The organism is Bradyrhizobium sp. HKCCYLS3070 (genome assembly GCF_051167575.1).
Classification (GTDB): domain Bacteria; phylum Pseudomonadota; class Alphaproteobacteria; order Rhizobiales; family Xanthobacteraceae; genus Bradyrhizobium.
This window is the reverse complement of sequence record NZ_JBNPTI010000001.1, coordinates 1,002,232-1,018,008: the sequence shown is the minus strand read 5'-3', so window position 1 is coordinate 1,018,008 and position 15,777 is coordinate 1,002,232. Positions and strand designations below refer to the sequence as shown.

Annotated in this window: 18 protein-coding genes; 8 read left to right on the top strand and 10 right to left on the bottom strand. The window is 64.5% G+C overall.

Annotation, left to right across the window (positions count from 1 at the left end):
* Positions 1-928: 928 nt before the first annotated feature.
* Together ACQR03_RS04655 and ACQR03_RS04650 are read right to left on the bottom strand one after the other, a co-directional pair.
* The gene (locus ACQR03_RS04655; RefSeq protein WP_315712312.1) at positions 929-1,186 is read right to left on the bottom strand and encodes a hypothetical protein; all 258 of its coding nucleotides are present in this window, start codon (positions 1,184-1,186) and stop codon (positions 929-931) included.
* A 66-nt stretch (positions 1,187-1,252) separates the two neighbouring features.
* Positions 1,253-2,296: a DUF2778 domain-containing protein gene (locus tag ACQR03_RS04650; RefSeq protein ID WP_315712643.1), complete on the bottom strand. Its 1,044-nt coding sequence runs from the start codon at positions 2,294-2,296 to the stop codon at positions 1,253-1,255.
* Between the two features lie 227 nt (positions 2,297-2,523).
* Here ACQR03_RS04650 and ACQR03_RS04645 point away from each other — a divergent pair, with 227 nt between their 5' ends.
* The 3 genes from ACQR03_RS04645 (at position 2,524) to ACQR03_RS04635 (ending at position 4,785) form a co-directional block, all read left to right on the top strand.
* Positions 2,524-2,958, top strand: a complete 435-nt coding sequence (locus ACQR03_RS04645; protein ID WP_315751747.1) for a DUF1810 domain-containing protein — start codon at positions 2,524-2,526, stop codon at positions 2,956-2,958.
* Between the two features lie 168 nt (positions 2,959-3,126).
* Positions 3,127-3,372, top strand: a complete 246-nt coding sequence (locus ACQR03_RS04640) for a hypothetical protein (RefSeq protein ID WP_315751748.1) — start codon at positions 3,127-3,129, stop codon at positions 3,370-3,372.
* 417 nt (positions 3,373-3,789) lie between these two features.
* Positions 3,790-4,785: a DUF3592 domain-containing protein gene (locus ACQR03_RS04635; RefSeq protein WP_315751749.1), complete on the top strand. Its 996-nt coding sequence runs from the start codon at positions 3,790-3,792 to the stop codon at positions 4,783-4,785.
* 58 nt (positions 4,786-4,843) lie between these two features.
* Here the strand turns inward: ACQR03_RS04635 and ACQR03_RS04630 are convergent, their stop codons facing one another.
* The 3 genes from ACQR03_RS04630 to ACQR03_RS04620 all read right to left on the bottom strand — a co-directional run bounded on the left by ACQR03_RS04630 (position 4,844) and on the right by ACQR03_RS04620 (position 8,252).
* Positions 4,844-6,466, bottom strand: coding sequence for an ABC-F family ATP-binding cassette domain-containing protein (locus ACQR03_RS04630; RefSeq protein ID WP_315751750.1), 1,623 nt, complete (start codon positions 6,464-6,466; stop codon positions 4,844-4,846).
* 104 nt (positions 6,467-6,570) lie between these two features.
* Complete coding sequence (locus ACQR03_RS04625; RefSeq protein ID WP_315751751.1) at positions 6,571-7,029, bottom strand: hypothetical protein; 459 nt, start codon at positions 7,027-7,029, stop codon at positions 6,571-6,573.
* A gap of 188 nt (positions 7,030-7,217) precedes the next feature.
* Complete coding sequence (locus ACQR03_RS04620) at positions 7,218-8,252, bottom strand: glutamine synthetase beta-grasp domain-containing protein (RefSeq protein ID WP_315712320.1); 1,035 nt, start codon at positions 8,250-8,252, stop codon at positions 7,218-7,220.
* Positions 8,253-8,795: 543 nt separating this feature from the next.
* Between ACQR03_RS04620 and ACQR03_RS04615 the strand changes: the two genes are divergently transcribed.
* Positions 8,796-8,990: a DUF2735 domain-containing protein gene (locus tag ACQR03_RS04615; RefSeq protein ID WP_316172343.1), complete on the top strand. Its 195-nt coding sequence runs from the start codon at positions 8,796-8,798 to the stop codon at positions 8,988-8,990.
* Positions 8,991-9,249: 259 nt separating this feature from the next.
* Positions 9,250-9,993 carry a tyrosine-protein phosphatase gene (locus tag ACQR03_RS04610; protein WP_315749999.1) on the top strand — a complete coding sequence of 248 codons (744 nt, stop codon included), beginning with the start codon at positions 9,250-9,252 and terminating at the stop codon, positions 9,991-9,993.
* Positions 9,994-10,022: 29 nt separating this feature from the next.
* On the opposite strand, the gene ACQR03_RS04605 is transcribed toward ACQR03_RS04610, so the two are convergent.
* The gene (locus ACQR03_RS04605; protein ID WP_315780518.1) at positions 10,023-10,238 is read right to left on the bottom strand and encodes a hypothetical protein; all 216 of its coding nucleotides are present in this window, start codon (positions 10,236-10,238) and stop codon (positions 10,023-10,025) included.
* 87 nt (positions 10,239-10,325) lie between these two features.
* Complete coding sequence (locus ACQR03_RS04600; protein ID WP_434840985.1) at positions 10,326-11,090, bottom strand: SGNH/GDSL hydrolase family protein; 765 nt, start codon at positions 11,088-11,090, stop codon at positions 10,326-10,328.
* Positions 11,091-11,161: 71 nt separating this feature from the next.
* Here ACQR03_RS04600 and ACQR03_RS04595 point away from each other — a divergent pair, with 71 nt between their 5' ends.
* From ACQR03_RS04595 to ACQR03_RS04585, 3 genes are all read left to right on the top strand, one after another.
* Complete coding sequence (locus ACQR03_RS04595) at positions 11,162-11,842, top strand: SDR family oxidoreductase (RefSeq protein WP_315749997.1); 681 nt, start codon at positions 11,162-11,164, stop codon at positions 11,840-11,842.
* Positions 11,843-11,937: 95 nt separating this feature from the next.
* Entirely contained in the window at positions 11,938-12,636 is a 699-nt protein-coding gene (locus tag ACQR03_RS04590; RefSeq protein WP_315826817.1) for a DUF2161 domain-containing phosphodiesterase, read from the top strand.
* A gap of 77 nt (positions 12,637-12,713) precedes the next feature.
* A complete protein-coding gene (locus ACQR03_RS04585) occupies positions 12,714-13,019 on the top strand; it encodes a hypothetical protein (protein ID WP_172109527.1) in 306 nt (101 codons plus the stop codon).
* A 97-nt stretch (positions 13,020-13,116) separates the two neighbouring features.
* Here ACQR03_RS04585 and ACQR03_RS04580 read toward each other — a convergent pair whose 3' ends face one another.
* From ACQR03_RS04580 to ACQR03_RS04570, 3 genes are all read right to left on the bottom strand, one after another.
* The gene (locus tag ACQR03_RS04580) at positions 13,117-13,773 is read right to left on the bottom strand and encodes a GNAT family N-acetyltransferase (protein ID WP_409977870.1); all 657 of its coding nucleotides are present in this window, start codon (positions 13,771-13,773) and stop codon (positions 13,117-13,119) included.
* A 128-nt stretch (positions 13,774-13,901) separates the two neighbouring features.
* Positions 13,902-14,300: a PaaI family thioesterase gene (locus ACQR03_RS04575; RefSeq protein WP_315712326.1), complete on the bottom strand. Its 399-nt coding sequence runs from the start codon at positions 14,298-14,300 to the stop codon at positions 13,902-13,904.
* Between the two features lie 125 nt (positions 14,301-14,425).
* Positions 14,426-15,706, bottom strand: a complete 1,281-nt coding sequence (locus ACQR03_RS04570; RefSeq protein WP_315712327.1) for an ArgE/DapE family deacylase — start codon at positions 15,704-15,706, stop codon at positions 14,426-14,428.
* Between the last annotated feature and the right edge of the window lie 71 nt (positions 15,707-15,777).

Genomic DNA, 15,777 nt, shown 5'->3' with positions numbered 1-15,777 from the left:
TGCTTTTGTCGCGCCATCTCCCGCTCGCAGGAGGGGCGGTTCGCGGTCGTCACGGACGTGGAGCGGGAGGAGCGGTGGACGCGATGGCAGCGCAGCGCATCTTTGCGCCGACGAACGCTGACGTCGCGTACGGTCAAGTCGCGTGGTCCTGGCATCCCGACGCTGATGCCCCCACGGTAGCGCGCCCAAAGCGCGTTGTCGTGCACGGTGACCAGAACGCCCGGCGCACCGGGGAGCGCGCGAAGCAGCCGTTAAGATCATCGCGCGGGGAATGCCGGTTGCCCGGCTGAACCTGTGGTGACTGCCGCCTGCTTTTTTTCTGCAGGCGGGCCATGGGTTGCGGCCAGCATCCCGGCATTCCCCGCGCCCTCTGCTGTGCGGAGGGCAAGACGGATGGATCACTCGGGCGCATCAGCGCGGCGAGAACGCGAGGGCGTGCGTGAATGAGACTTCGCAGGACGGTGCTTCAAATCGCTCGGTGTCATTCCGGGGCGCGCGGAGCGCGAGCCTGGAATCCATACGCCGCAGCAGAACTGATGGAGCACGCTGGAGCGACACACCTGGCCGACACGCCCGCTCGTGGTTATGGATGCCGGGCTCGCGCATGCGCGCGCCCCGGCATGACGATGTTGAGAGACCGTGGCGCCACCCACCGCCGTCATGCCCCGCCCCCGGGTCTCGCCTTCGGCGAGCCCGAGGACAGGCTCCGGCGGGACATCCACTACGCCGCGGCCTCTCGATCAATCACGACTGCGGCGGCGTACTGGGTCGCCCGGTCCCGTCTTCGCCCGATGGGCTTCGACGCGGCAACGAGCGCCAGGGCGCGCCGCAGCTTTAGCGGAGGCGGCAAGCCGGGCGATGACACCGAATGTAAAGCAGGCATCAACACGAGCCAGAGGCCGCGGGTGCCCTGGGGGATGATCCAGTCTCACAACAGCTTCGCGCTCACGAACAGCGTTCGCACGGCGTTGGTGGCCTGCACTGTCATGATGGCGTTGTCGGCCGCGGCCTGCAGGGCGGCCATGGCCTGGTCGTGCAGCGACTTGAACTCCATCCACTCGACGGCGTTGAGGCTGGTGAGGAACTGATGGGCCTGCCCGACCGTCGAAATCACGACCGGCTTGCCGTTCACCTTGATGTTGAAGGTAGTACGCAGACGCGTTTCCGAGTTTGCGGGATCAATCATGGGGACCTTCCGGAAGATGCGACGGGCGTCACCGCCGAGGTCGCGCCGAGGCCCAGCAACAAAACGTCACTCGGTCTTTTGCGCGGTCCGCGTCGGGGTGCCAGCCTCGAGCCCGACGACGACAACGAGTCGGTTGAACTCGCCGTCATCATACGCCTTCAGGAAGCGATCGTAATTCTTGATCGAGACGCAGCCGTTCGAATCACCCTCCGGACCCAGCATATAGGGGTGGGTCAGCAATCCGCTCCGGCCGAGCGTCGATCCTTCCACCACGTTCATGCGCAGGGCGCGAACGCCGTGAAACGGTTTTTCGCGCGGCTTCAGGTCATAGGTGGCGGGCGGGGTCGCGCCAACCATGCGCTGATTGACGTGCTCGGGGTCGTCGCGCAGGCTGCCCATGCCGGAATGGGCCTCGAGCCCGATGCCGGACGGCAGATACACCATCTTGGCCTTGATGTCGTACACGGCGGTCTTGTCATAGCCGAGCGCACCGAGATCGATTCCGGATCGGACGATGCCGCTATCCGGACCGAGCGAGGCGAACTTGGTCGGGCTCGGCAACAGGTCGGACAGCTTCTGCAGGATGGAGCGATCGTCGACGCGTCCGACCGCTTCAGGCGCACTGGCCGAAACCAGGCTGGTCGGCAGGTTGGCGACGGACGGGCGCGGGCGCGGCAGCGGCACGCCCGGTGCAGGCATCGTGACGGTATTGCCCTCCGTCAACATCGGCCGCCAATCGCTGTTGCTGGGGTCGCGAGCGCCCGGATCACGCGCTTCCATGCCCTTCACCAGCGCGGCCCGGGCATCGAGCAATTGGCGGTCGATCGCGCCGCGAAGGGCGAAACGGTCGAGCGCGCGAACCGCGTCTTTTTCCGAATAGGCCGTGGCCGAGGCGGAGGCCGGCGCGAAACGTGTTTCGAAGGTCATGGACGGCGCGGCGGCGGCCGGAATCGCCGCGCTCGCAAGCGACGTCTCATCGCTGTTGGCTCCGACCCATGCGGCCGCGCCCGCTGCGACCGCAAGTGCTGCAAGCACGAGTGCGATCGCTTCGGAGCGCCCGAAGCGGCCTTGCGACAACAGAACGTCTACGCTTGCTTCACTGGAAGCCATCACGTCCCCGATATACCCCCCTTTTCGGACCACCCGGGAAAGGTGACCGACCCCAAGGGGTACGATTCGACCCGTCATGACATAGGATGGCAAGAGTGCGGCATAATCTAGACAAACGCCAGTCCGGAGTGATCCGGCGTGAACCGACGCCCAAGCCTCGCACGGGCTGCGCCGCGACCGTCCCAGAAAGCCGATTATATCGATGAATCAGCCGGTTGGAGGAATGTATGAACGCCGAATGGGATGATCTCGGCCGATTTGCCGACGCACAGGATTCGATTTATTCGCGCGTGACCGCCGAACTTGCGGCCGGTGCCAAGCAAAGCCACTGGATGTGGTTCATCTTTCCCCAGGTCGAGGGGCTCGGCAGGTCCGCCATGGCGCAGCGCTACGCGATCCGCTCCCGCGCCGAGGCCGAGGCCTATCTGGCGCATCCCCTGCTCGGCCCGCGACTCGTCGAATGCACCCGACTGGTGCTCGCGGTGCAGGGCAAGTCGCTGCGCGACATTCTGGGTGTTCCGGACGATGCCAAATTCCGCTCCTGCATGACGCTGTTCGATTCGATCAGCCCGAACGGGATCTTCGCGCAGGCGCTCGATCGCTATTGCGACGGTGCGCGCGACCCGGCGACGCTCGCGTTTCTGCAGCACAGCACCGCATGAGCACACGGTTACCGCAGATGCGCATCTCGGCCTCATAGGGCTGACACGGTAATGAACCAACTCTGCCCCGCGGCCGGATTTCGGGTGCCGAGCCCGAACAGGAAACTTGATCGCGCCAAGATTTGCGGGTCCCATCCGCCGCGTTGTTTGTCCCAAGGAGACACACTCATGAAGAAGTTTTTCCTGATTGCCGCGCTCGCGACCTTCGCCGCCGGATCTGCCTTCGCCCAAGACACCTGTGAGACCAAGGCCGTGGGCAAGGACGGCAAGGCGCTCGCCGGCGCCGCCAAGACCTCGTTCATGAAGAAGTGCATGGCCGAGACCTGCGAAACCAAGGCGGTCGGCTCCGACGGCAAGAAGCTCGCCGGCGCGGCCAAGACCAGCTTCATGAAGAAGTGCGAGGCCGGCGGCTGACGCGCTGGCGGCTGACGACACTGGCGCCCCGCCATGATGCTTGGCGGGGCAAGGCCATGCCGGCGGGCTCCATCAGTGCGAAGCGTATCGGCAAGCGACGACGCGGGCGGCGAGCGCCTCGATGTCGAACGGCTTGGTCAGCAGGGCGCAGCACGCCGCCATAGCGCTCGACCCAGCCCTCGGCCGGCACCATCTCGCGGACTTTCTGCCCGATCACGTTCGGATGCCCGCATGCAGGGCGTAGGCCGGATTGGCTTCAACGTGGGCGTAATCGCTCAGCGGGCCCTGCGGACCGTCGAAGAACTCGATGGGCGAGATGGTGGAGAGCTGAGGAGGACCGGCACACTGTTGAACCGAGGGGAACCCGCAGGACACCACTGCATGTCGCCCGCCCTGGCGGGCCCATGCGAGATCAACATGCTCACCGCATCCGCCCTGCTCTGGACCCGTGTCGCCGCCGGCATCTTCGGCTTTCTCGCCCTCAATTCCGGCTACGGACTCTGGCTTCAGCGCAAGAAGACCAGCGGCGGCCGCGCCTGGCCGGTCGTCGAGGGGGAGATCGTGGCCTCGGCGGTGTCTGTCGCGACGACGCATCGGTCGGCAGATGACACCGATGCCAAGCCTGACATCCGCTACCGCTACGAGGTGTCGGGCAAGAGCTACGAAGGTCGCCGCATCCGTTTCGGCAGCCCGAGCCGCGTCACGCGCCTGCAAGCCGACGAGCTCACCGGCAAATATCCGCAAGGCGCGAAGGTCCGCGTTTTTTACGATCCGAAACGCCCCTCGCAATCGGTGCTCGAGCCTACCAATGCCAGCGGGACGGCGGCGCTTGTGGCGCTGTTCGTCGTGCTGTCGGCCGTGACCGCCGTTTTGGTGGCGCATTCGCTCGCCGGCAAGGTGCTCACGACCGAGGCTGGCGTGCCGCTGTTCGCCTTCCTGATGCCGTTCGCCCTGTTCGGCTTCGGAGCCGTCGCACTCGCCTCCTACTGGAAGCTGCGGCAGGAGCGCCTGGCGAGCCGCTCCTGGCCGACTGCGCCGGGACGCATCACGCGCTCCGGCGTGACGATGGAGATCACACGACGTGAGGACGATCGCGGACGAGAAACGGAAGAGGAGCGCTTCCGGGTCACGATCGAATACAGCTACACGGTGGATGGTCGCTCTTTCCACAGCACGCATTGGAATTGGGGCTGGACCGCGCTGCATTCCGACAGGTCGAGCGCTGAAGCCGTCGCCGCCAAATACCCGGTCAACACCGACGTCACCGTCTACTACGATCCGCTACAACCCGAGACGGCCGTGCTCGATCCCACAAACAAGAGCGGCGTCGCGGCGCCGCTCTGGGCCGGCATCTTCCTGATCGCGATCGGCGCGCTGTTCCTGTTCGTCTTCACCCACGTCCAGATGAGCTAGCCGGGGATGATGCGAACAAAGCGCAAGCAGAGCACGAACGACGAGTATGGCCGCGTCGTCAGCTGCGCAGGCCTGGCGCTTCGTGGCCGCTGCGGGCGACATACTCGGTATAGCCGCCGCCATACTGATGGAGACCGTCAGGGGTCAGCTCGAGCACGCGGTTGGAGAGCGCGGCGAGGAAATGACGATCGTGCGAGACGAACAGCATGGTGCCCTCGAAGTTCGACAGGGCCGCGATCAGCATCTCCTTGGTCGCCATGTCCAGATGGTTGGTCGGCTCGTCCAGCACCAGGAAGTTCGGCGGATCGTAGAGCATCTTGGCCATCACGAGCCGCGCCTTCTCGCCCCCCGACAGCACCCGGCATCTTTTCTCGACGTCGTCGCCGGAGAAGCCGAAGCAGCCCGCCAGTGCCCGCAACGAGCCTTGACCGGCTTGCGGGAACGAATGCTCGAGCGACTCGAACACGGTCTCGTCGCCGTCCAGCAGGTCCATCGCATGCTGCGCGAAGTAGCCCATCTTGACGCTGCCGCCGATCGTCACCGAACCGTCATCGGGCTCCGCGCTACCGGCGACGAGCTTCAACAGGGTCGACTTGCCAGCGCCATTGACGCCCATCACGCACCAGCGCTCGCGGCGCCGGATCATGAAGTCCAGCCCGTCGTAGATGCGGCGGCTGCCGTAGCTCTTGGACACGCTCTTCAGCGCTACCACATCCTCGCCCGAGCGCGGCGCGGGCAGAAAGTCGAACGCCACGGTCTGGCGCCGCTTCGGCGGCTCGACCCGCTCGATCTTGTCGAGCTTCTTGACCCGGCTCTGCACCTGCGCCGCGTGCGAGGCCCGCGCCTTGAAACGCTCGATGAACTTGATCTCCTTGGCGAGCATCGCCTGCTGGCGCTCATATTGCGCCTGCTGCTGCTTCTCGTTCAACGCCCGCTGCTGCTCATAGAAATCGTAGTCGCCGGAATAGGTCGTGAGCTGGCCGGCGTCGATCTCGATCACCTTGTTGATGATGCGGTTGATGAATTCGCGGTCGTGCGAGGTCATCAGCAGCGCGCCCTCATAGCCCTTGAGGAAATGCTCCAGCCAGATCAGGCTCTCGAGATCGAGATGGTTGGACGGCTCGTCGAGCAGCATCACGTCGGGACGCATCAGGAGGATGCGCGCCAGCGCGACGCGCATCTTCCAGCCGCCGGACAACAGGCCGACGTCCTTGTCCATCATCTCCTCGGAGAAGCCGAGGCCGGCCAGCGCCTCGCGGGCGCGGCTGTCGAGCGCGTAGCCGTCGAGCTCCTCGAACCGCGCCAGCACCTCGCCATAGCGCGCGATGATGTCGTCCATCTCGTCGGCGCGGTCCGGATCGGCCATGGCGGCCTCGAGCTCCTTGAGCTCGGCGGCGACCGACGACACCGGCCCGGCGCCGTCCATCACCTCCGCCACCGCGCTGCGGCCGGACATCTCACCGACATCCTGGTTGAAATAACCGATCGAGACGCCGCGATCGATCGAGACCTGCCCCTCGTCGGGCTGCTCGCGGCCTGAGATCATCCGGAACAGCGTCGTCTTGCCGGCCCCGTTGGGGCCGACCAAGCCGATCTTTTCACCGCGCTGGAGCGCGGCGGAGGCTTCGATGAAGAGAATCTGGTGGCCGACTTGCTTGCTGACGTTATCGAGGCGGATCATGAGGGCTCAGGCGGTGGACAGGTTGCCGCCGCTCTTAGTCGATGCGCGGCGCCGGTGGAAGGCGCAATTTGGGCGCCCTCCCCGCACCGTCCGCCCCGCGCCGGTCAGCGGCCTGGAGGCCGAAAATCCTGGTTGCCGAACGGTTTGTCGGTCGGGATGCGGATCGCGACGTAGCCCCGATCCATGGTCGCGTGGCAGGCGTTGCATCCCGACGTCAGCTCGGTCACGGCGGAAGCGAAACGCTTGCCATCCTTGGCGGCGATGGCGTCCGAGATCGACTGGATCGGCTGGCCGAGCGTGGTGACATTGTTCACCGGCAGGCCCGAATAGAAGACCGCGGCGTCGGTCAGGCTCTGCCTCAACTGGGCGAGCTCATAGGACGCGAGATCCCAATTCTTGGACTGTCCCGCGAACCAGAGCTTCGCGTGTCTGACCTGAATCAGATTCATGATGTCGCCGAGCCGCGGCAGATATTGTTCTGCACTGGACTGCGACTGCCCTGCAGCCAGGGAGATGGCCGAACAGGCGATCAGAACGCCTGAAACCCACTTGCGATAGCTCATTCCATGCCCCGCTTCCAAACAAACCGCTACGGAAAGACATACCGCTGCGATCGAAACCGGACTTGCGATTGATCAAGGCCGAGTCGGCCTCCGATCGTTCGAGCCCGCCAAACGAATGATCCGCCGAAGCGGCTGCTCCGGCGGATCATCATATCAGCCCCCGGCCCCGGGGTATTGTGGTCGGCGTCTTAGGCTGCGGCTTTCGCGCCGGTCGGAACCATCGCGATCGTCTTCAGGACCTGAGACGCGATCTGGTAGGGGTCGCCCTGGGAGTTCGGACGGCGGTCCTCCAGATAGCCCTTGTAGGCATTGTTCACGAAGGAATGCGGCACCCGGATCGAGGCGCCACGGTCGGCCACACCCCAGCTGAAGGTGTCGATCGAAGCGGTCTCGTGCTTGCCGGTCAGGCGCATGTGGTTGTCCGGACCATACACGGCGATGTGGTCGGCGCGAGCTTCCTTGAAGGCGTCCATCAGCTTCTCGAAATACTCCTTGCCGCCGACTTCGCGCATGTACTTGGTCGAGAAGTTGCAGTGCATGCCCGAGCCGTTCCAGTCGGTGTCGCCGAGCGGCTTGCAGTGGAACTCGATGTCGATGCCATACTTTTCGGTCAGGCGCAGCATCAGGTAGCGGGCCATCCACATCTGGTCAGCAGCCGTGCGCGAGCCCTTGCCGAACACCTGGAATTCCCACTGGCCCTTCGCCACCTCGGCGTTGATGCCTTCGTGGTTGATGCCGGCCGCGAGGCAGAGGTCGAGATGCTCTTCGACGATCTTGCGGGCGACGTCGCCGACGTTCTTGAAGCCGACGCCCGTGTAGTACGGGCCCTGCGGCGCCGGATAGCCGTATTCCGGGAAGCCGAGCGGACGGCCGTCCTTGTAGAAGAAGTACTCCTGCTCGAAGCCGAACCACGCGTCTGGATCGTCCAGGATGGTGGCGCGGGCGTTCGACGGATGCGGGGTCTTGCCGTCCGGCATCATCACTTCGCACATCACCAGCACACCGTTGGTGCGGGCGGCGTCGGGATACACGGCGACCGGCTTCAACACGCAGTCGGAGCTATGGCCTTCGGCCTGCATCGTCGACGAGCCGTCGAAGCCCCAAAGAGGCAGCTGTTCCAGGGTCGGAAAAGAGGAAAATTCCTTGATCTGTGTCTTGCCGCGCAAATTCGGCACCGGCTTGTAGCCGTCGAGCCAGATGTACTCGAGCTTGTATTTCGTCATTGAGCCTCTCTGTCTTATCGAAAGGTGGGAGCCCAGCAATCGAAGGCTCCCCGCTTACCCGGCCACGATCGGCCAGCGCACTCTTAAGCATGGAATGTGCCAAGTCCCGCGACGTCCCGTCGCATGGACGAAGACCGATCGGGGCCGAGCTGCCGGCCGGTTTTGCACGTCAGGGGTGCGGCAAAGCAGCGCGACCGGGATTGCACGGAGCGCATGGCGGAGCGGAGAGCTTGTCGAAAACCCGCTTGATTCCTTGGCATTTGCGGCGACGCGCAAGAGAGGCCGAACAAGCCGTCAGCAGTTACGGGACATTTTCGAAAAGAGTTGGAGCTCTGTCCGCAACCTTTGGTCCAGCCCAAGTGTTGGTCAGATGAACATTGCTGCTGGGGGAGCACATGCAGAAATGCCTGCAAAACGCGCAACATGTGATTTCGTTTTGATCATGTTGCATTCCCTCCGGGCAGCACTGATATCGACGCTGGTAACCACAACGGAACGAGTCGGGCGCAACCTGATGTGTGGCCGATGGAAGGAGAATGAGGAATGGGCACCAATGTGGACGAGGGATCCGCAAGGATCTACCAATTTCCGCGCGGAGGGCGAGCGGGTCTTGCACCTCGCCAATCCGGATCGCCGCCTGAGCGGCCGATCGCGCCGTCGATCCAGCCGACGATCTACAGCGCGAGCTGGTATCATGACGAGGCGATTCAGGAAGCCAAGCCGGTGTGGGACCGCTGATGTCAGACTGTACCGTGACGCCAGCACGCCTTTGCTGAAGGGTCGGACCGACAAGGTTCCGGCCCTTTTTTCTTGCGCCGCTGTCTGCATGTCTCTCGCCGCTGCTGACGGCCGCCGGCGGGCTCGACGTGCCGGGGTCAAACAGGCCGCCGTCGTGACCCGTTTCATGGTCTTCCCTATCCTGTCGAAGGCTACGCATACGCGTCGCGTCGATGAAACGGCGTTTCACATCGAAGCCCGCATCCCCTAGAATGGGTTGATGTCTGCCCATCCGCTCCGCCATCTCGGCCTTCACGGTGCCAGCAATTTCAGAGATCTCGGCGGATATCCCAGCAGGGACGGCCGGCACGTGCGATGGCGGCAGCTGTTTCGGTCGAACCATCTCGGACAGCTGACCGAGCCCGACGTCGCGGTCCTGCGGGAGCTTGGCGTTCGGACGGCGTTCGATTTCCGCGGTCGCAACGAGCGCGCTGCCGGTCTCTGCACCATCGCCGAGATCACCGTGCATTCCGTGCCGATCGAGCCGAGCGTGGTGCCGGCGCTGCGGGCTCTGGCGACACGAGGACAGCTCACAACCGACCATGCCTTGGAGCTGATGCGCGAGTCCTACCGCAACTACGTCCGCAGCTACACGCCGCGCTTCCGCGCGCTATTCCAGCATGTTCTCAATGAGGACGCCCCGTTGGTGATCCATTGCACGGCCGGCAAGGATCGCACCGGTGTGGCCTGCGCGCTGGTCTTGCACGCGCTCGAGGTTCCGGATGACGCCATCTTGGAAGATTACCTGCTCACGAACCAGCTCTATCGTCGCGAGACTGCAGCTCACCCGGATCTTCCCGCTGATGTCGTCCAGACGATCGGGACAGTCCAGGCCTCGTTCCTGGCAGCTGCGTTCGACGCCATGCGTGATGATTTCGGCGACGTCGACACCTACCTGCGCGACGGTCTCGGCATCGACGGCGCGGCACGGAAGACGCTACAGGAGCGCTATCTCACGCTGTGAGCCTGGGCGGCCCGAATACGCTTGAGCGATCAGGCCGCTTCGATATCGGCTGTCTCGGCGGCTTCCATCGCGTCGAGATCGGCAATCACCTCCTCGAATGCGGAAATCGCCTGTTGAACCGCCGCGATCTGCATCAATTCCCAGCCGGTCACCGGACCTGCACGGTTCTGCAAGGCGACCACCAGATCCCGCCGCTGCTCCTTCAGCTGTACCAGCGGCAAACCATGGTCCGGCAGATGTCTCATCATGTCAAAGCTCCAACGCCCCTCAAGCGGCATAGCGACAGGCTAGCGGGCCGCGCTGGCAATCCACTTACGAAAGTCCGGCTAATTTTATCGATCAGGCCAGCGCGCCGGCGCCGTCATGATGGCGCTGGCCAAAACGTCGCTGATCTTCGCGGTGGCGGCTTCGCTCACATGCAAGCGGTCGCCGTGCCCGTCGTCGAGCGCCGACAACGGAATCTGGCCGGCCTCATGCCAGCTCTTCATCAGATTCCAGCGCCTGAAGACATTGACGTCGGCCGCAGACGTGACCTTCTCGATGCGACGCTGAATGTCCTCGGCACGCGCCAGCCTGCTGGGCACCGTCACGATGGCAGCCGTATATTGCAGGTCCATCACGATGGCATCGATGGCCAGCCCCGCCAGCCATCGAAGGCCGACGCGCAGCGCCGCCTCGACGTCATCGGGACTGTAGACCTCGGGCCTGTAGGCGGCGTTGGTGCCGACCTGCCAGATGACGAGCGAGGGCTGCTCCGCAATCACGTCGCATTCGAAACGCGAGAGCTCCTCCGGGGATTCCTGTCCGCCCACACCCCGATTGAGGACGTCGATCAGGCAGCCGAAATTGGTCTTGCGCAGCGACTGCTCGATCCGGGCCGGAAAAGCGACAATTCCGTTGGTGCCGGCGGTGGAAGATGAGCCAAGCGCCACGATCCGGGTCTTGCGCTGCGCATCCAGACTCTGCCTGAACCGTCTGATCGGACGAGGAAAACCGGTGGAAACGTCGGGAAATTCGAGAGAGCCTGTCGCGGTCATGGTCACCTCTGACGAACCACGCTTTCTGATTGCAATTGCATGCCCCGGCCGCCCGGCCATTGCAACTCATCGGCAGGGCCATAGTATAACGAGCGGCGCTGTGGGGCGCGTCAACGGAGACCAGGGACGGAATGAACGGAGCAGTGATTGTCATTACGGGTGCGCAAGGGGCGCTCGGACGCAGCGTGGCCGATCTCGCGCTCGCACGGGGCGCGCATGTGGCCGGGATCGATCATGCCCAGGCCGAAATCCCGGCGAGTGACGACCGCATCGAGCTCGGAGGCGTCGATCTCTCCGACCCCGAGCAGGCAAAGGTCGCGATCGACTCCGTCGCCGCCCACTTCGGCACTCTGGATGCGCTGATCAACATCGCCGGCGCGTTCGCGTTCGAGACGACTGCCGACGGCGACGATTCCGTCTGGGAGACGATGCATGCGCGAAACCTGATGACCGCGCTGCACGCATCGCGCGCGGCGATTCCGCATCTCGTCCGCTCCAGCACGGGCCGCATCGTCAACATCGGCGCCATGGGCGCGCTCCAGGCCAGTGCCGGCATGGGCCCGTATGCGGCCTCCAAGTCGGGAGTGCATCGCCTGACGGAAGCACTCGCGGCCGAATGGAAGGGCAAGATCACCGTCAACGCCGTCCTGCCGTCGACGATCGATACGCCGGCCAACCGCGCCAGCATGCCCAAGGCCGATTTCGACAAATGGGTGACGCCGCAGGAACTCGCGGAGGTCATTCTGTTTCTAGCCAGCGACGCCGCGAGCGGCGTGACCGGCGCGCTGCTACCGGTTGTCGGCCGGGTGTAGCGAAGCCAGCCGTTCACCCCGACTTGGCGCTGACATCACCGGACTCGGCGGGCTAGACTCGCGCGCGCTCTGAGTCGCACACATCGGACGGCCCCTTGGAAACCGCGCTCTACCTTCCCGTCAAACGCTTCCTCGAAAACCTCGGCTTCTCGGTCAAAGGGGAAATCGGCGGTTGCGACGTGGTGGCGCTCAAGGGCGACGACCCGCCGGTGGTCGTCGTCTGCGAGCTGAAGCAGGTCTTCAACCTGGAACTGCTGCTGCAGGCAGTCGATCGGGCCGGTGCCTGTGACGAGGTGTGGGTTGCGGCGAACCTGTCGGCACGCGGCAAGGGCCGCGAAAGCGACTCCCGCTACCGCAATCTGTGCCGCCGGCTCGGCTTCGGCATGCTGGCCGTGACCTCAGCCGGAGACATCGAAGTGCTGGTGCAGCCGCCCACTACGGCGCCGCGCAAGAACCCCAAGAAACGTTCGCGTCTCGTGATCGAGCATCAGCGGCGCAAGGGCGACCCCGTCGCTGGCGGCTCGACCCGTGCTCCCATCATGACGGCCTATCGGCAGCAGGCGCTGGCCTGCGCCTCGGCGCTGTCGGGCGGGCCGAAACGCGTCCGCGACCTCCGAACGGACATTCCGGATGCGCCGAAGATCTTGCAGCGTAACGTCTATGGTTGGTTCGACCGCGCCGAGCGCGGCGTCTACGTCCTCACGAAAGCCGGGCTCGCGGCCTTGCGCCGCTGGCCCCAGGATATCCACATGACGCAGGCAGCGTTGCCCAATCGCGACATGGTGAACGCATAGCTGGGCTGCCCCGCGGAATATATATTGCAATGCAACAATTCTGCTTCTAGGTATCCCGGACGATTCACGAGGCCCCCATGAGCGAAGATTGGAACACCAAGTACGGTCCGCGTCGCGTCAGGCGTGATCCCCCGACACTGGAAGAAGCGATCTTCGCTGCGTCAGGCATCACCGACGACGTGCAGGCTCAGGCCGAGATCGCGTCGGCGCTGATGGGTCTGCCGCTCGAGCAGGTGCTCCCCGAGGTGAAGAAGGCAGTCCGCGTTGCCGCGCGCACCAACACGCGCGTCATCACGGCCGACCAGGGCACGCAGCAGCGTGCCGTCGTGGTCGAGCGCCGCACCGTGCGCCGCTTCAATTTCGACAAGCGCACCGGCACCTGAACGCCGCCCTCCGGGGCGCATCGGCAATGCAATCAAACGAAAAGGCGCGGCAGCGGTGATCGCTGTCGCGCCTTTGTCGTCGCAGCAACGGCTCGGATCAGGCGGCGCGCTTGTCGCCGTACATCCGGGTCACGAGCTTCCAGCAGGCGCGATTGAGGGTGAAGAACGCGCGCGCTGCCGCGATCGGCGCATCGATCACGAGCTTCGCCAGCTCATCCTGGGGCTGCTCGGTCAGATCGATCGTGCCGGTCGATTCGCCGTGACGGAACGCCAGATGCGCACCGAACTTGGCAGCCAGCGCCCGCATCGCATGGTTCTGCGATCCCGTCGTGACGCGGAGCTTGCGATAGCCCTTCCACCGCGCCTCCGAGATCACGCGCTGGAACAGCAGGCTGCCGACCCCGCGACGACGCACGCAAGCCTCCACGCTGAACGCAATCTCCGGAAGCCCGTCCTCGGACTGCTCCGGCGGATGCAGCTCGGCGGCGCCGCGCACCATGCCATTTTCCATGTAGGCGACGACGATCGTGCCATCGGCCGCACAGCGGGCCGCATAGCGTTCGATGAAACTGTCATCGAGGAAGCCGTTGAATCGATCGTGCCGGCTTTCCGCATCGAGCCGCAACAGATGATCGCGCAGCAACGGCAGTTCTTCGTGCTGGCTGAGGGTCCGCACATAGCCGAAGCCCGGCCGGGGACGAAAAGTATCTACCTGTGACACTGCCTGAGACTCCTCTCGAGAGCCCTCGCACACAGACGTCTTTCCCTAGACAGGAGCTATATTGTGCATCGCAACATTCATTGCAAGCCCCGCGCTCTACGGAGAGAACATGCGGCCATGCAAGGATCGCGTGAGTTAACGATTCGTTTGTGTACGAATCATCACAGCACGAGCTGAGTCTGGGTCACGAGTGCGACCAGCCTGCCGTCGTCGGTCTCGATCCGGGTTTGCCACACCTGGGTGCGGCGGCCGCGATGCACGGGCGTGGCGGTTGCCGTCACCACCGTCCCCTCCTTGGCGCCGCCGATGAAGTTGGTCTTGCTCTCGATCGTCGTGGTGCCCTTGGCGTCCTGCGGCAGGTTGATCACGGTTGCGGCCGCGCCGACCGAATCCGCCAGCGCCATGACGGCGCCGCCATGGATGGTGTGATGCAGAGTGCAGAGATCCGGCCGCACCTGCATTTGCGCCACGACGCGATCGGCGCTGGCCTCGGTGAAGGTCACACCCTTCAATTCCGCGAACGGCATCTTCATCGCATTGATCTTGTCGAGTGGCGTCATGCCTTCCCTCCCCCGTTGATCGGACGACCCGTCTTCGCGGGTCAGCGCCGCATCTGGATGCGCCGGGCTTCGAACCCGAAGCAATGACCTGAGAGGTCATTGCTTCGGTCCGATCGTGCCGCCGCTCAGACCTTCTCGATCCCGCACCACTCCGCGATGAACAGCGCCATGGTCTTGGTCACCTGGCGCAGCGAGTCGAGCTCGACATATTCGTTGAAGCCGTGCATGGCGGCGCCGGTCGCGCCGAAGCAGAGGCTGGGGATGTTGTAGTTGAGCCCGTAGAAGCGGGTATCCGTGAGCGCCGTGAAGACGAGATCCTGGACCTCGCCGCCGTAGACGGCGGTGAAGGCCTTGCCGAACGCCGCCTCCGGCTCGGCCGAATTGGTCAACTCGTAGCCTTCGGACAGGAAGCCCGACCACTCGACGACCGGCGGATTGTTGGAGAGAAAACGATGATCACGCGAAGCCGCGGCGACGCAGGCGAGGATCTCGTTCTGGCAATCCTTGACCGACCAGCCCGGCAGGATGGCGATGCGGCAATCGACGTCGCACCAGGCCGGCACGCTCGAGGCCCAGTCGCCGCCTTTGATGATGCCCGGATTGAAGTTGATCGGATGCGTGAGCGTCCTGAAATGACGATCGCTCTTGGCGCGCTCGTTCCAGTCCGCCTCGAGCTTCTCCAGCGCATGGATCAGATGATAGCTCGCCTGGATCGCATTGGCGCCGACGCCGGCCTCGAACACATGCGCCGGAAAGCCGCGCACCTTCAGGCGGAACCAGATCACGCCCACCTGAGAACGCACCATCTTGCCGCTGGTCGGCTCCGGGATGAAGCAGGCATCCGCGCGGTAGCCGCGCTGCAGGGTCGACAGCGCGCCGACGCCGGTGCTCTCCTCCTCGATGACGGATTGGATGTGAATTCGCGCCGTCGGCTTGAAGCCGGCAGCCTTGATGGCATCGAGCGCATAGAGCGCGCCGATGGTACCGGACTTCATGTCGCAGGCGCCGCGGCCATACATCCGACCGTCGCGGATCACCGGCGAGAACGGCGGCGTCTCCCACATGTCGAGCGGACCGGCCGGCACCACGTCGCAATGGCCCTGCAGGATCAGCGATCGCCCGGCCGACGTCGCCGGCCGGTAGGTTCCGACCACGCTGCGTGCTCTCGAGAAGTCGTGCTCGATCGGGCCGTAGCCGCGCATCTCCTTGAGATCGTCGAGATCGATGTGCCAGTCGTCGACCTCGTAGCCGCGCGCGCGCAGGAGATCGCTGAACATGTCCTGGCACGGCCCTTCGGCGCCGCGGGTCGAGGGGATGGCGACGAAGTCGCTCGTGGTCGCAAGCTGCCGGTCGAAGTCGGCATCGACGGCGTCGACGATGCGCTGCGTAATGTCCTGGGTGATCATGCCTGTCGAGGTTCCAATTGCCGATGACTGCAGCAAATCACAATCTCATGCAGAGTTGCACCGGATTCGCC

Bases quoted from the DNA above. Each gene is read 5' to 3' on its own strand.
- ACQR03_RS04605 (WP_315780518.1), bottom strand. From the start codon at position 10,238: ATGAGACATCTGCCGGACCATGGTTTGCCGCTGGTACAGCTGAAGGAG.
- ACQR03_RS04635 (WP_315751749.1), top strand. From the start codon at position 3,790: ATGCTCACCGCATCCGCCCTGCTCTGGACCCGTGTCGCCGCCGGCATC.
- ACQR03_RS04615 (WP_316172343.1), top strand. From the start codon at position 8,796: ATGGGCACCAATGTGGACGAGGGATCCGCAAGGATCTACCAATTTCCG.
- ACQR03_RS04630 (WP_315751750.1), bottom strand. From the start codon at position 6,466: ATGATCCGCCTCGATAACGTCAGCAAGCAAGTCGGCCACCAGATTCTC.
- ACQR03_RS04650 (WP_315712643.1), bottom strand. From the start codon at position 2,296: ATGGCTTCCAGTGAAGCAAGCGTAGACGTTCTGTTGTCGCAAGGCCGC.
- ACQR03_RS04570 (WP_315712327.1), bottom strand. From the start codon at position 15,706: ATGATCACCCAGGACATTACGCAGCGCATCGTCGACGCCGTCGATGCC.
- ACQR03_RS04610 (WP_315749999.1), top strand. From the start codon at position 9,250: ATGTCTGCCCATCCGCTCCGCCATCTCGGCCTTCACGGTGCCAGCAAT.
- ACQR03_RS04625 (WP_315751751.1), bottom strand. From the start codon at position 7,029: ATGAGCTATCGCAAGTGGGTTTCAGGCGTTCTGATCGCCTGTTCGGCC.
- ACQR03_RS04575 (WP_315712326.1), bottom strand. From the start codon at position 14,300: ATGACGCCACTCGACAAGATCAATGCGATGAAGATGCCGTTCGCGGAA.
- ACQR03_RS04595 (WP_315749997.1), top strand. From the start codon at position 11,162: ATGAACGGAGCAGTGATTGTCATTACGGGTGCGCAAGGGGCGCTCGGA.
- ACQR03_RS04645 (WP_315751747.1), top strand. From the start codon at position 2,524: ATGAACGCCGAATGGGATGATCTCGGCCGATTTGCCGACGCACAGGAT.
- ACQR03_RS04620 (WP_315712320.1), bottom strand. From the start codon at position 8,252: ATGACGAAATACAAGCTCGAGTACATCTGGCTCGACGGCTACAAGCCG.
- ACQR03_RS04585 (WP_172109527.1), top strand. From the start codon at position 12,714: ATGAGCGAAGATTGGAACACCAAGTACGGTCCGCGTCGCGTCAGGCGT.
- ACQR03_RS04640 (WP_315751748.1), top strand. From the start codon at position 3,127: ATGAAGAAGTTTTTCCTGATTGCCGCGCTCGCGACCTTCGCCGCCGGA.
- ACQR03_RS04655 (WP_315712312.1), bottom strand. From the start codon at position 1,186: ATGATTGATCCCGCAAACTCGGAAACGCGTCTGCGTACTACCTTCAAC.
- ACQR03_RS04600 (WP_434840985.1), bottom strand. From the start codon at position 11,090: ATGGCCGGGCGGCCGGGGCATGCAATTGCAATCAGAAAGCGTGGTTCG.